Annotated in this window: 11 protein-coding genes; 2 read left to right on the forward strand and 9 right to left on the reverse strand. The window is 37.5% G+C overall.

Going from position 1 to position 15,279, the window contains the following annotated elements; genetic code table 11:
- Positions 1–77: 77 nt before the first annotated feature.
- From KRR19_RS09870 to KRR19_RS09890, 5 genes are all read right to left on the reverse strand, one after another.
- Positions 78–1,784 carry an NADPH-dependent assimilatory sulfite reductase hemoprotein subunit gene (locus tag KRR19_RS09870; RefSeq protein WP_002480352.1) on the reverse strand — a complete coding sequence of 569 codons (1,707 nt, stop codon included), beginning with the start codon at positions 1,782–1,784 and terminating at the stop codon, positions 78–80.
- Positions 1,785–1,802: 18 nt separating this feature from the next.
- Positions 1,803–3,638 (reverse strand): assimilatory sulfite reductase (NADPH) flavoprotein subunit, encoded by a 1,836-nt coding sequence (locus KRR19_RS09875; RefSeq protein ID WP_037556148.1) that lies wholly within the window; start codon positions 3,636–3,638, stop codon positions 1,803–1,805.
- 159 nt (positions 3,639–3,797) lie between these two features.
- On the reverse strand, positions 3,798–4,523 hold the full coding sequence (locus KRR19_RS09880; protein WP_002480350.1) for a phosphoadenylyl-sulfate reductase: 726 nt from the start codon (positions 4,521–4,523) through the stop codon (positions 3,798–3,800).
- 279 nt (positions 4,524–4,802) lie between these two features.
- Positions 4,803–6,701 carry a glycosyltransferase family 2 protein gene (locus tag KRR19_RS09885; RefSeq protein WP_002480349.1) on the reverse strand — a complete coding sequence of 633 codons (1,899 nt, stop codon included), beginning with the start codon at positions 6,699–6,701 and terminating at the stop codon, positions 4,803–4,805.
- Between the two features lie 133 nt (positions 6,702–6,834).
- Complete coding sequence (locus tag KRR19_RS09890; protein WP_002480348.1) at positions 6,835–7,431, reverse strand: complement inhibitor SCIN family protein; 597 nt, start codon at positions 7,429–7,431, stop codon at positions 6,835–6,837.
- Between the two features lie 163 nt (positions 7,432–7,594).
- Between KRR19_RS09890 and KRR19_RS09895 the strand changes: the two genes are divergently transcribed.
- Together KRR19_RS09895 and chrA are read left to right on the forward strand one after the other, a co-directional pair.
- Positions 7,595–7,999, forward strand: coding sequence for an NUDIX hydrolase (locus tag KRR19_RS09895; protein ID WP_002480347.1), 405 nt, complete (start codon positions 7,595–7,597; stop codon positions 7,997–7,999).
- 151 nt (positions 8,000–8,150) lie between these two features.
- Positions 8,151–9,308, forward strand: coding sequence for a chromate efflux transporter (gene chrA / locus KRR19_RS09900; protein WP_002480346.1), 1,158 nt, complete (start codon positions 8,151–8,153; stop codon positions 9,306–9,308).
- A gap of 82 nt (positions 9,309–9,390) precedes the next feature.
- Here the strand turns inward: chrA and KRR19_RS09905 are convergent, their stop codons facing one another.
- The 4 genes from KRR19_RS09905 to guaB all read right to left on the reverse strand — a co-directional run bounded on the left by KRR19_RS09905 (position 9,391) and on the right by guaB (position 15,248).
- On the reverse strand, positions 9,391–10,452 hold the full coding sequence (locus tag KRR19_RS09905; RefSeq protein WP_031262374.1) for a PTS sugar transporter subunit IIC: 1,062 nt from the start codon (positions 10,450–10,452) through the stop codon (positions 9,391–9,393).
- 518 nt (positions 10,453–10,970) lie between these two features.
- Positions 10,971–11,750: a VOC family protein gene (locus KRR19_RS09910; RefSeq protein ID WP_002480344.1), complete on the reverse strand. Its 780-nt coding sequence runs from the start codon at positions 11,748–11,750 to the stop codon at positions 10,971–10,973.
- Positions 11,751–12,223: 473 nt separating this feature from the next.
- Positions 12,224–13,765 carry a glutamine-hydrolyzing GMP synthase gene (gene guaA / locus KRR19_RS09915; protein ID WP_002480343.1) on the reverse strand — a complete coding sequence of 514 codons (1,542 nt, stop codon included), beginning with the start codon at positions 13,763–13,765 and terminating at the stop codon, positions 12,224–12,226.
- Positions 13,766–13,781: 16 nt separating this feature from the next.
- Positions 13,782–15,248, reverse strand: a complete 1,467-nt coding sequence (gene guaB / locus KRR19_RS09920; protein WP_002480342.1) for an IMP dehydrogenase — start codon at positions 15,246–15,248, stop codon at positions 13,782–13,784.
- Between the last annotated feature and the right edge of the window lie 31 nt (positions 15,249–15,279).

A 15,279-nucleotide genomic window follows, 5' to 3' on the forward strand; every position in this document is an offset into this window, starting at 1 on the left:
ATAGATGTTGAGCATTACTGGAGAAAGGACGTATCCAAGTGCGTAGATACGTCACTTTCTGAGGTAATGCTTACTGCTTATCTGAAGTCACGACCATCTGTAACTTTTTCTACAATACCTTTACGTACTACAAAGTCACCGAAGTGTTCCCCTGTTTCACGCTCTTTACTGTATTGTTCTAAAATTGGACGTAAGCTTTCTAAAATTTCCGCTTCTCCGATATTTTCTTTATATAATTTATTCAAACGTTCACCGATAAAGCTACCGCCTAAATAGAAATTATATTTACCAGGTGCTTTACCAATAAAAGCAATTTCAGCTAATGCAGGACGTGCACAGCCGTTCGGGCAACCTGTCATACGAATCGTGATTTCTTCTTCTCGTAAACCAAATTCATCTAAAATGTCTTCAATTTTAGTCACTAAAGAAGGTAAATAACGTTCTGACTCTGCCATCGCAAGCCCGCAAGTCGGAAAGGCCACACAAGCCATAGAGTTACGACGTAAACCACTGTAATTTTTGCCGTCTGTTAAACCATACTCTTCGATAATCGCATCAATAGCGGCTTTATCTTCTTTCTCAACATTCGCAAAAATCAGGTTTTGGTTCGGTGTCATGCGAATTTCACCTTTATGTGTTTGCGCTAATTTCTTAATCGCTGTTTTCAACTTAAAGTCTTCTGTATCTTTAATACGACCATTTTGAATGAATAATGTATAGTGATACTTACCTGAACCTTCAACCCAACCTAAACGGTCACCGTTACTGTCAAATTCAAATGGTTTCGCATCTTCGATTTCCCAGCCTAAACGACGATTTAATTCTTCACGAATCCAATCCACGCCTTTACGTTCCACTGTATATTTGAAACGCGCTTGTTGACGGTCTGCACGGTCACCGAAATCACGTTGAATCGTTAAGATTTTCTCACAAACTTCCGGTGCTGTTTCTTTAGGAATATAACCTAATACTTTACCGACTTGAGGATGTGTTCTTAAATCATCATGCTTACTGCCCATACCGCCGCCGACAGTTACTGTGAAGCCGGTTAATTCATCATTTTCAACGATACCGATTAAGCCGATGTCTTGTGAATAGACATCAATATCGTTAGAAGGTGGTAACGCAATACCGATTTTAAATTTACGCGGCAAGTATGTTTTACCGTACATAGGTTCATGATCTTCTTGTTTAGAATCGATGATTTTTTCACCGTCTAACCAAATTTCATGGTACGCTGTTGTCTTCGGTAATAAATGTCCGCTGATTTTATCCGCATAATCATTTATTTCACTATACACATCAGATTGGTAGGGATTAGGGTTGCACATGACATTACGATTGACGTCACCGCACGCTGCGATTGAATCAAGTACAGCTGCGTTAATCGCTTGCATTGATTTTTTTAAGTTGCGTTTTAAAATCCCGTGATACTGTACGGTTTGACGTGTGGTTAAACGAATTTGTTCACCTGCATAATCATCTGCCAATTGATCTAGCTTCAACCATTGATCCGTGGAAACACGGCCTCCAGGGATACGTACACGAATCATAAATGCGTAAAGAGGTTCTAATTTTTGTTTGCGTCGTTCTTGACGTAAGTCACGGTCATCTTGCATATAGCTGCCGTGGAATTTTAATAACTTGGTATCATCATCAGCGATTGCACCAGTCACAGGGTCTTTTAAACCCTGTGCAATGGTACCGCGCAAATAATTGCTTTCGCCTTTATTACGTTCTAAATCATCTAAGCCTTTATATAAATCATTGTTATTCTCAGCCATAATTTGCCTCCTCAAAAATTAATACACGTCACGTTGATAGCGTTTTTCTTTTTTCAATTCTGATAGGTACTCTTCTGATTCTTCTTCAGATAAGCCGCCTTCTTTTTCCAATACATGAATGATGGCTTGATGTACATCTTTCGCCATGTGTTTTTCATCGCCGCAGACATAAATTGCTGCGCCATTTCTTAACCATTCATAAAATTCTGCACTGTTTTCATCGATTAAATGCTGAACATAACGTTTTTCTTCTTGATCACGTGAAAAGGCTAAATCTACTTTTTCTAACACACCGCTCTTCAACCAATCTTGAATTTCGGTTTGGTATAAGAAGTCTGTTGTAAAGTGTGGGTTACCAAAGAACAACCATGTGTTACCTGTTAAATCCAATTCTTCTCGTTCTTGTAAGACACTGCGGAATGGAGCGATACCTGTACCTGGTCCAATCATGATGACTGGTGTGTTCTCATCGAATGGGAATTTAAAGTTAGGATTTTTCTTCAAGTATACTTTTAATTTATCGCCCGGCTCTACACGTTCTGCGAGTTGTACACTGCAGACACCTGAGCGTTTACGATTATGTGCTTCATAACGTACTGCACATACTGTAATGTGTACTTCATCTTCATTTGCTTTATGACTGCTTGAAATAGAGTAACTGCGTGCAGGGATTTTTCTTAAGACTTGATGTAATTGGTTCGGTTGTAGTGACTCTGTAGGGAAATCATTCAATAAGTCTATTAAGTCACGACCGTAGATATAATCTTTCACCCATTCACTATCAGAGGCTCTATCTAATAAGTCTTCATTATCAAAGAGCTGTGCTGCACTTTCGATTAATGGTTTCGTTAATTTTGTGATTTCAAAGTATGACGTCAATGCTTCTTCTAACGACATTTTGTCACCTTGTGTATTCACAGTAATATCTTTTTCTGCCACCCAATCTTGCATATCGATAATTTCATCCACAAGTTCTGGATCATTTTCAGGTAAGATATTAATGGAATCGCCTGGTGCGTAGTCATCGCCATAACCTTCTAATGATAATTCAAGGTGGCGAACTTCTTTATCAGAACCACGACCAGTTAAATTAATATTTTCTAAGACTTCTGCTTCGTAAGGAAATGTTCTTGAGTAAATGGGTCCAGAAGCATCTTCAACAGGCGCATCTTGTGCCTCTTGAACCACTTGCTTTACTTCTTGATCACCTAACTCATTAATAATGTTTTCAATCCATTCATTAGCGAGTTCTTCGAAGTCAATATCACAATCGACACGCGGTAAAATACGGTCAGCGCCTAACTCTTCTAAGCGTGCATCAAAGTCTTTACCTGTTTGACAGAAGAACTCATAAGATTGGTCACCTAAAGCAAGTACTGAGAAGCGTGCGCCTTCTAATTTAGGTGCTTTACGTCCGTATAAGAATTCATAGAAAGATAATGCGTTATCCGGTGGATCGCCTTCACCGTGTGTTGACGTCACGATAAGTAGGTCTTCAACATTTTTTAAATCTTTCGTTTTATATTGGTCCATTTCAGTTAATGTGGCATCAAAATCGTTTTCTTTTAATTTACTTTCGAGTAATTCTGCCACCCACTGTGCGTTACCAGATTCAGAACCAAATAATACAGTGACTTTGCGTGGTTCTACAGCTTGTTGTTGCGCTGGTGCTGCTGGTGCCTGCGTTGCTGCTGCGCTAGAAGCAGGTGCTTGTGTTGCTGTGCCATCTTGGAGATGTGCCGTTAAATAACCGCTAAGCCAGAGCTTCTGGTCATTTGATAATGTTGATAACGCTTGATTAATGAGTTGCGCCTGTTCATCGTTGAACGGACTATTTGTTGCTGATAAATTCAAGTGTCTTCCCCCCATATGATAGATTTTATCCTTAGTTTTTTAGTAGGAATTGAAACTAAAAAAATATCTACACTTAATTCAAGTATAGTCATTGTGCTTTAAAAATTCCAACATATCCACTAGGAATTATATACAAAAAAATTAATTGTAACTTTCAAATTAAGATTTACGTCCGATGTGCAAACCACATTCAGTTTTCATGTTGTTTTGCCATCTGCCTTCTCTAGAGTCGCCGCCTTCAAAAACAGGTGAAGTACATGGTGCGCATCCGATGCTTGGATAGTTCTGATCATGTAAAGCATTATAAGGTAAATCATTCGATTTAATATAATCCCATACATCATCCCAAGTCCAATGGATTAACGGACAAACTTTAATAGATTCAAAACGGTCGTCTTTATTCACAAAGTTTGTGTTGCGTCTTGTTGGAGATTGTTCACGTCTCAATCCTGATACCCAAGCTGTTTGGCCAGTTAATACTTCTTCAAGCGGTTTAACTTTACGGATATAACAACATTGGTTTGGATCTCTACGCCAAAGATTACCGCCATATTCTTGAGCTTGTTGATCAAGTGTTAAATCTGGCTTCTTCATAACAATGTTCAATTTAGGATATTTTGCTTTAACACGGTCGATTAAATCGTACGTTTCATCGAAATGGAGACCCGTGTCTAAAAAGACGATACGTGCGTCTGGTTTTACTTGCGAAATTAAGTTAATCAGAACGATGCCCTCTGCTCCGAAACTGCAAGCATATACAATTTCATCTCCGTAAGTATCATATGCCCATTTCAGAACATGATACGCACCTTTTGTTTCATCTGAAACATCTAATGATTCAAAAGGGTCTGAGGTGAAGTCTGTATAAGTAATTTTAGAAGTCAATAAAATACTCTCCCCTCATAGTATATAGATATAGCACCCTACAATTCAAATTGATACAATGATATTCGAATTGTCAGAAAATAATTATGTATTGAATCTTACCGTTTTCTCTATCCCCTGTCAACAATATTTATAATAATTTCACAAACTTAATAACCTTCTAGCAATATACGTTATTTTATACTATTCATAACCGATTTCTTTAAAATATTTAATGATACTTTAACGCATTACCACGTTATCCAAACAAAAAGAAGAAGAGATTTTCATCCCTTCTTCTTACTTTACAACCTGCACAAAATCTCGATTTGCGGTGATAAAATAACCCGCTTTTGTTTTTAAACGCGGTGTCCCTTTAGAAGAACACACAATTTTATCTATTTCTATCGTGTCATTTAACTTCGGTTGGAATTCTGCTTCAGTTTTAAAGTTACGATCTTCATAAGCTTTACACTTTTTAATGACTTGAATCGTGATTGGCCAGTCTACAATATAATGTTCAGACAGATCACTGTCTAACTGTTCGACAAACTTTTTATTCGCAGTAATCACGTTCCCATCCTCTAATACTAATCGCGGTGTCCCTTTTTTAGAATACTGTATCTCTGATACATTAAACACCTCACCGACTTCCATAGATTGAGCTTGTTCTTGTGTAAATTCAGTATCACCATACACTTTAAACTTCTTAGTCGCCCATACTTTCCCTGGGTTTTCTGCATAATATTTAGTAATATCCACCTCATTAGGTTCAGCTGATGATGCTTGTTCTTGTTGTGTTGAAACGTATTCTACTTTCTGACCTTGACGTTTTAAAGCATGATTTTCCGTAATGCTTGGCAACATCATGTGTACTAAAAATGGTTTGTAGTGATCATAAATAACTTGCAGATTAAAATCGAAATCTACGTTTAATGCATCTGAAGGTATCCAGAGTTGATTGTCTTGCTGCTCAAACGTTACTTCCTGCGTAACGGATTCATCAGAAAGCTTCACCAAATGCACTGCGTCGACTTCTGTCGAATCTTCTTTATATAACGTAATAACCTCATAGAACTGATTATCTTTAAGATGTGTGCCGCTATAGACCGCATAGAAGGGTTCGTATAAGGGTTCAACGGTGTGCAAGTCTTCCGGCAAATGATAATATACTAATCCGTCTGCAATATAATGTGGTGCTCGTATACCTTCGCTTAATAAAGTAATCAACGCTTCTACTTTTTCTTTATCGCTATTTAATAAGCATTCACATACTTTTTCATATTTCGGTTCAGTCAAGTAATCTTTAATATCTAAGTCATGTTGGTCTAAAGTTGAAACTAACTGATCAAAAGCTTCATAGAATTTATTTTTCTCTGCGCTTTTTAAGAAGCGACGATTCATGAATAAGCGTGATAAATAATCCATTTCTACTATTCGACTGATCGCATGTTTGCGTGCAGTCTCCGGGATGTCTAAATCTAACAACTGCTTTAACACTTCTAAATTAAAAGCTGTTTTTTCAAAAATATCTGTTTCACTGACCAATGATTGATTCGCACCATATCGATTCACATGATAGACCACGATATCATTCATAGCGGCTGTTTTAGCGTGCGCAATTACTTCGGTAAAGAACAGCTTATCTTCTCCGTATTTCATCGGTTCAAAATAAAGATGATGATCTTGAATCACTGATTGTTTTATTATTTTTCCAGGTGGACCGACGGCACGAAAGATTTTATCAATTTCGTAAGGCACAAGTCCTTCTTCTTTTGTATAAGCACTAAAGCGCGCAATTTGGCTCACAGACTGGTCCTTATGTTTTAAACTTTGACCGAACACTATATCACTCTCTGTAGTTAAAGCTTGGTCAAGCAACTTCGGAAAACCTTCTGTATCTAACCAGTCATCTGCATCTAAGAACGTAATATAAGTGCCTTCAGCCGCTTCCATCCCCACATTTCTCGGCTTAGCTGGACTGCCGCTGTTTACTTCTAACTCTATAACACGCATGTAATCACGCGTTTGTTCAAACTGTTTTAATTGTTCCAATGAGTCATCTGTTGAAACATCGTCAACAAAGATGGCTTCTATCTCATCATGATTCAACTTTAACTCATCAATAGATGATACACATTGTTGTAAAAACTGAGATTTATTATATACAGGAACAATAATCGATAATGCCTTAGACATAACATTCCCCCCTTGGATGTTGTCTCTCATATGTGTAGTTATGTTTACCTATATACCCCTCAGTCAAAAAACTGAACATAAAAAAACACAGCAACCCTATAGAGATTACTGTGTTCTATCGCTTATATCTTTATTAATGATGTGCTACAAATGCCTGATATGACTCTACATTTTGAATGTGTTGTTGAACTGCGTTAATCGCATTCACTAATTCAAAGTCTGGTGCTGTTTGGTTTAATACAGCTTGTGCTTGCGCAGCAGTTTGTTTTAGCTGCGCTTCATCTTGATTCATTGAAAGATGACTTTCAGTTAATAAATGGTTTGCTTTTACAATTAGGTTTTGTAGTTCTGCTTTTTTACTTAAGATGTCGGCACTGCCTTTTTCAGTTTGCAAATGCAATTGAAATACCTCATTATAGATAGCTGAAAGTTGATTAATTGCTGTCACAACTTGTGAATCATTATTAGACTTTTGTTGTTTCTTAGCAAAATAAATCGCTTGGTTTAATTTATTCTGGTAGAATGTTGCACCTGATTCTTTCGCCATGTCTTTATAATAGTGACTCGCGTTCAATAAGTTTTTCAAGTTTTCTTTAGGTTGTACGCTGTAATCACGAAATTCGTGTGCGCCGAATTGGGCAGCTTCTGCTTGATATGAAAATACATGTGCACCTGCTGATCCAAGTAATACACTTGCGAGGCCTGTCAGTAAAAATTGTTTAAAATTCATCGTTGTTGTCTCCTTTAATTTACATGCTTTTATTATAAAACAGATATACACTACAATTGAATTAACTAATTATTAACTATAAATTATTTTTTACATATTTTTAGACACTAGCTGTTCACTTTTAACGAGTATCATTCAATAACACAACTCTAGGAGGATTAAGATGACCCCAAAACATATTGTTTCCGCTTCATGTGTGGTCACAAATGATGAGAATAAAATACTTTTAATCAAAAGTCCTTTGCGTGGCTGGGAAATTCCTGGCGGGCAAATTGAAAATGGTGAAACCATTCGAGAGGGTGTCATTCGTGAAGTGAAAGAAGAAGCCGGCGTCACCATCAAACTCACGACATACTGTGGTGTCTTTCAAAATACTGAACACAGTATCATCAATCATTTATTTAAAGGAATCTACATTGACGGCACACTTACGACTAGCGATGAAAGTTTAGAAGTTGGATTCTTTACTTATGAAGAAGTCATGCAAAAGGTCACTTGGGGGAATTTCACAGAACGCATTCGTTTATGTTTAACAGAAGACGAACAACCCTTCTTAGTATCCTTTTGATATAGAGATACTATAGAATTGATCATAAAACTCAAATACATGTCATTCATAAACTTTACAAAATCCATACATCACCTTTACGCATTTCGAAATATAATGAAGACTAACGCAAAATCTATAAGTTGATGCTAATTTATATAAGGAGTTGCCTATGTCTCATTATTTCACCATTTTTATTGTAGCTTTAAAACTTGGTTTGATGTCCTTTGGTGGACCTACAGCGCATTTAGGTTATTTTTATGATGAATATGTGAAGAAAAGAAAATGGTTGGATGAAAGAGAGTACTCTGACTTAGTCGCGTTATGCCAATTTCTTCCAGGCCCTGCCAGCAGTCAAGTCGGTATCGGTATAGGTACCATCAGAGGTGGTGTATTCGGTGGTATTCTCGCATTTCTAGGATTCACTATGCCTTCAGTGATTGTTTTAATGTTATTTTCAACTTTATTTGTGAATGGGGATACACACTTTACTTGGATGCAAGGATTGAAACTTGTTGCTGTCGCAATTGTGGCACAAGCAATTATTGGTATGGGCAAGAAATTAACTAATACGAAAACAACCATCGCATTGGCTATGTTTGTGTTAGCACTCTCATTATTGATCAATAGTATTTATATTCAAGTGGTTGCGCTGGCTATAACTGGCTTATATGGTGTCTTATTCCTTAAGCCTACATCAACGCCAGACGCTGATTCTAAAGTGTTCTATTTACCTAAAAGATTAGGGATTATCTCTTTATCGTTATTTGTTTCTTTGCTTGTTGTATTGCCTATCTTAAGCGCAACCACTCAAAATATATGGATTAAAATGTTCGACAGTTTCTATCGTTCTGGTTCACTTGTTTTTGGTGGCGGCCACGTCGTGTTGCCACTGTTAGAAAAGGAGTTTGTACCGCAAGGATTGATTTCTTCTGATCAGTTCATTACAGGTTATGCGGCAGCACAAGCTGTGCCTGGCCCATTATTCACTTTTGCGTCTTATATCGGCACAAATATCGGAGGCGTTCTAGGAGGGTTGCTTGCGACATTCGCAATCTTTTTACCTGCCTTTTTACTGTTGTTTGGTGTCTTGCCATTTTGGGATAGTTTTAAGTCCAACCTTTATGCCAGAGGCTTTTTGAAAGGGATCAGCGCAGGTGTGGTTGGTATTTTAATCTCGGCTTTCTACCAACCTATTTGGACTTCTACGGTTAAACAACCTTTAGATTTCACATTCGCAACGATATTATTTGTCTTATTAGCTTATTTCAAACTACCTTCATGGGCAATCGTACTCATTGGAATTGGAATAGGCGTATTGTTCTATTAAAGCTTAATAGTTCGTGTCATTTTTAGCACTAAAAAAACAACACACATCAGGTATGTCCCTTTAGTGTGTTGTTTCTTTATTTCTATGCTTCATTCACTGTTGGATTAGCTTTGTTTTCTATGATTTTAGATTTATAACCCGTCACTTCACTGTTACGGATTGGATAGTTTCTAAATACATATGACATTACCCAACCGACAATGAAACAAATTGCAGCTGCGATGGCTGCGTATTTTAATACGTCGAGTGCTGGGTTGAAACCAAACATAACGAGAATACCTGGTGTCGGTGCTGCTGTACCTGGCGCATCATTGACTAACCCCGAGTAAGCAATGACCATACCAGCTAGTCCTCCACCGATAAAGTTCGTCACATAGATTGGCACTGGATTAGAAGACACTAAGTCTGCTTTTGACAGTGGCTCAATCGCAATAGAAATAACTGATTTCAAGTTACCGATTTTCAAACGATGTAGTAACGTTGTATTCATAAAGCTAGACGCAAACGCTGTTAACGCCGCAACTGCCATTGGTACACCTGTTAAGCCTAACATTGCTGTTAATGCCATAGAACTTAGTGGTGATGTTCCAACAACTGTCACAATACCACCAAGAATCAGACCCATCAGCAATGGACTTGTATTCATCGCCACATCGATAATACCGCCGATTTTCAATAATGAACCATCGACTAGTGGCGTGAACCAAACCCCTAACAATCGTCCAACTGGAATACAGAATAATACTACGATAATAAAGTCCATACCGTTTGTAATTTTCTTTTCAATAAAGCGAATCACAAACGACATCAGATAAGCCGCAAACAATGCAGGAATCAGCCCGATTTCCGCAAATGCGACCGCAAGCAACGCTGAGTTTTGTGGATTGATCTTTCTCGATAATGCGACTAGGAATGCGACAATGACCCCACTCAATGTCCCAGCTAGACTACCCGTTTCCTTTAAAAACTTAATATCGAAAATATCTCCCAATACAAACCCTTGCAACGCCTCAACTAAGAATGTTGCGATTGCTGCTGTTGCTAAAGCCCCCATGACTGCACGCCCATCTGGCGCATAATACGTGAACACAGTGAAAAATACTAAAATAAGTAACAATAAACCTGTACCGATTAATATATCTATTTTGCACAGCCCCTTTTTACATGTGTTCATTCAAGCTTATACCTTTTGGCGCACGAAAGCAAATGTTATTTTCATTATAGTATGAATTTTCTAATAATTTTTATAAAGTACTTATTCACGAAATTTCAAAACAACTCGCTAATCCTAGTTATTAACTACGATTTAAAAACATCAACATACACAATATAAGCGCATTTATAATAATAATTCATGAACATAACAGATATAACATAATGTATTCAAAACTTTTTTATTGATATGTGATTTTACGCTTTTCTCAATGCTTTACTGACCTTAACGGTTGATTGTCTATGAATTATAAAGAAAAATCGCACCATAGCTCACGCATTCATAAAAATGAACACTTAATCCATAGCGCGATTATAACAAAAGTCCAAAAACATCATTATTTTTCATAGAGTTACTCTAACCTTCAGTGGTTGTTAAAATTCTCAAAATCAATTAGGAGGCACCTCCATTTTAAGAGGTTTCTAATTTTATTCATTTGATTCATTTGATTATGCTTGGATACTTAAATTTAATCCTTCAGGTGTTTTATATTTTTCTATGCCTTTTTTGGCGTCTACAATATTAAATGCAGTCAATCCATATGTCTTTTCAGCATCTTTTAGCGGTTGGTTCGACTGCCAAGTGTTAATAGCTATATGGTGATGATATTTTTGATCAGATAAAAATAATGCTTGTGGTAATGCAGACGCAACTTGAAATCCTAATTGTAGATAGAATTCACTTGAGGCACTTAAATCATGCGTTTTTAAATGAAGGTGTCCTATTTTCGAATCTGCAGGCATACCTTCCCATTTTGCACCTTTTGCTTCAGTTAAAATACGCGTGACTTCTAGTTGTAACGTATCCATTACTACTAGTTCATTTTGCCATTGCCATAACTCAGATGGACGATCGGTATAAACTTCTATACCATTACCTTCTAAGTCATTAAAATAAATCGCTTCGCTGACGAGATGATCTCCCCCAGCAATCGGTATCTTTTCATCTGAAAGATGTTTAATGAGCGCTCCAAGTTGCTTAACATCACTTAATAGAAACGCGATATGGAATAATCCTGCTTCTGTCTTACTCGCAAAGCGTCCATTATCTAGTTGTTTTAAGACAACTTCATGACCATCCGTACCTACTGCTAAAACTGTTTGTGTCGGTGTGGATGAGATAACTTTAAGACCCAGTATATGATTGTAAAAATCGGTTTGGCGTTTTATATCTGCAACATTTATTTCGATTCGATTAACATGTTTGATTGTTGATTGATGAAAGTTCATAATGTACCTCTCTTTATTTAAGTATAATAATTATACCTTAATAAAGAGAAGTTTGCTTAAAAAGAGCTTAAGATTATCAAACACCCAAATTGCTTTAAGCCATTTTTCCTTTTATATTTGTCTATAAGGCAATGAAAAAACTCTAACTATCACTATTAAAAGGGGTTAGACTGCTTACACCCAATCCATATGTATTTACTTGACCTTCAGGGGTAACAATCACGTTATTTTCCTATTGGCTAATAATCGTATTAAAAAGCAACGGCATAGCCAATACACCTAAATAGAGCCCGGTAACTACTGCGAATAGTTATCGGGATCGGTGTTTATCATGTTAGCATCATATTTGTTACCTAAATTATAATATACACATTCACTTTTGAGAATTCGTGTTGATTTTAAAAGTAAAGTATTCTTAAAAAACCCTCTAACCATTGCGGTTAAAGGGTTTTCGTTTTATATATTCAGACTGGTTACTCCCATTCGATTGTGCTTGGTGGCTTAGAAGTAATGTCATAGACTACTCTGTTGACGTGATCTACTTCGTTAACGATACGACTTGAAATCTTTTGTAAGACTTCCCAGTCGATTCGCGCAAAGTCACTTGTCATACCATCAATTGAAGTTACGGCACGGATACCGATTGTATAGTCATACGTACGGTAATCGCCCATTACACCTACTGAACGCATGCCTGGAAGTACTGTGAAGTATTGCCAGATTTCACGCTCTAAACCTTCTTCACGAATCACTTCTCTTAAGATGGCGTCTGATTCGCGGACGATTTCTAATTTTTCTTCAGTAATTTCACCTAGAACACGGATACCAAGTCCTGGACCTGGGAATGGTTGTCTCCAAACTAAGTGTTCAGGAATACCAAGTTCGATACCTAAAGCACGTACTTCGTCTTTGAATAATGTATTGATAGGTTCAATCAATTCAAATTGCATGTCTTCAGGTAATCCACCTACGTTATGGTGAGATTTGATTGTTTGTGCTGTTTTTGTACCTGATTCAATGACGTCAGTGTAAAGCGTACCTTGAGCAAGGAAGTCTACACCTTTTAGTTTTGATGCTTCATCGTCGAAGACATATACGAATTCGTTACCGATGATTTTACGTTTTTGTTCAGGGTCAGACACACCTTTTAATTTATCCATGAAGCGATCTTTCGCATTCACACGGATGATGTTCATGTTGAAACCTTCACCGAATTGTTCCATAACCATGTCGCCTTCGCCTTTACGAAGTAAACCGTGGTCTACGAAGATACAAGTTAATTGATCGCCGATTGCTTTATGCAAGAGTACTGCAACAACTGAAGAGTCTACACCGCCGCTCATTGCGCAAAGCACTTTACGGTCTCCAACTTTTTCACGGATTTTTTCAATTTCGACTTCAATGAAGTTTTCCATTGTCCATTCGCCTGTACAATCACATACACGACGCACAAAGTTACGTAAAATGTCATTACCATACTCAGTATGACGCACTTCTGGGTGGAATTGAACACCGTAGATACGACGTTCTTTATCTTCGATTGCTGCGTAAGGCGTGCTTGGACTATCTGCGATAGATTCAAAGCCTTCTGGAATTTCAATCACTTTATCTGAGTGGCTCATCCATACTGTTTGTTCTTCTGGTAAACCGAAGAAGATTTCATCAGATTTTGCGTGGATAATTGCTTTACCATATTCACGTTCATTCGCACGCTCAACTTTTCCACCTAATAATTTTGTTGTTAACTGCATACCATAACAAATACCAAGTACAGGTACGCCTAAATTGAAGATTTCAGGATCAATTGTGTAAGAACCTTCTTCATAAACTGAGTTTGGTCCGCCTGATAAGATAATACCTTTTGGATTCATATTTTTAATTTCTTCAATTGAAATTTCATGGTCGTGCAACTCACTGTACACACCCATTTCACGAATACGACGTGTAATTAATTGGTTGTATTGGCTACCAAAGTCTAATACAAGAATTAACTCTTGTTCTTTCGCCATTTCCATAAATCAGTTTCTCCTTTTATCTTGAGTAGTTTGGTGATTCTTTTGTGATTTGGATATTGTGTGGGTGGCTTTCTGCTAAACCAGCAGGTCCCATACGTGTAAACATTGCTTCTTCACGTAATTCTTTCAAGTTGTGAGAGCCTGTATAACCCATACCGCTTCTCACACCGCCCATCAATTGATAGATGTTGTCTTGTAATAAACCTTTATATGCGATACGGCCTTCAATACCTTCTGGAACGTATTTTTTAGGTGTTTTATCTTCTTGGAAGTAACGATCATTTGAACCACTTTCCATTGCACCTAATGAACCCATACCACGGTAAGTTTTATATTGTCTACCTTGGAAGATTTCAGTTTCTCCTGGGCTTTCTTCAGTACCTGCAAGCAAGCTGCCTAACATTACTGCGTGTCCACCAGCTGCTAATGCTTTTACAACATCACCAGAGTATTTGATACCGCCGTCAGCGATAATCGCTTTGCCGTGTTTACGTGCTTCAGTTGCACAGTCATACACTGCAGTAATTTGAGGTACACCTACACCCGCAACAATACGAGTTGTACAAATAGAACCAGGTCCGATACCTACTTTAACAACATCTGCGCCAGCTTCAAATAATGCTTTTGTAGCTTCGCCTGTCGCAACGTTACCAGCGATAACTGTTACTTCTGGATATTTAGCTTTAATGTGTTTAACTTGGTCGATAACACCTTGTGAGTGACCGTGTGCAGTATCGATAACTAATGCATCAACACCTGCTTCAACCAATTTCTCTGCGCGGATGTCAGTATCTTTAGAAATACCGATAGCTGCTGCACATAATAAACGGCCTTGTGCGTCTTTAGCAGCGTTTGGATATTCGTGAACTTTCTCAATATCTTTGATAGTGATAAGTCCTTCTAATTTACCATTTTCAGTTAATGGTAATTTTTCGATTTTGTGTTTTTGTAAGATTTTTTCTGCTTCGTCTAAAGTTGTGCCGACTGGAGCTGTGATTAAGTCTTCTTTTGTCATGACATCTGAAATTCTGATTGAGAAATCTTCAATAAAACGTAAGTCACGGTTTGTGAGAATACCAACGAGGTTGCGGTCTTCTTTATTGTCTACGATCGGTACACCTGAAATGCGGTATTTACCCATTAAGGCTTCAGCTTCATAAACTTTTTCTTCTGGTGTTAAGTAAAATGGATTAGAAATAACACCATTTTCAGAACGTTTAACTTTTTGTACTTCATCAGCTTGATCTTCGATGTTCATGTTTTTATGAACGACACCAAGACCGCCTTGTCTTGCCATAGCAATTGCCATTTTTGACTCAGTTACAGTGTCCATACCAGCTGAGATAACTGGAATTTTCAATTTGATTCTGTCTGATAACTCAACACTTAAATCTACTTCCTTAGGTAATACATCAGACTCCGCTGGAATTAACAGTACATCATCGAACGTCAAAGATTCTTTAGCAAATTTATTTTCCCACATTGAATACAGCCTCCATTATTTGTTTTAATTA

The organism is Staphylococcus sp. CWZ226 (assembly GCF_018986355.1).
GTDB lineage: Bacteria > Bacillota > Bacilli > Staphylococcales > Staphylococcaceae > Staphylococcus > Staphylococcus simulans.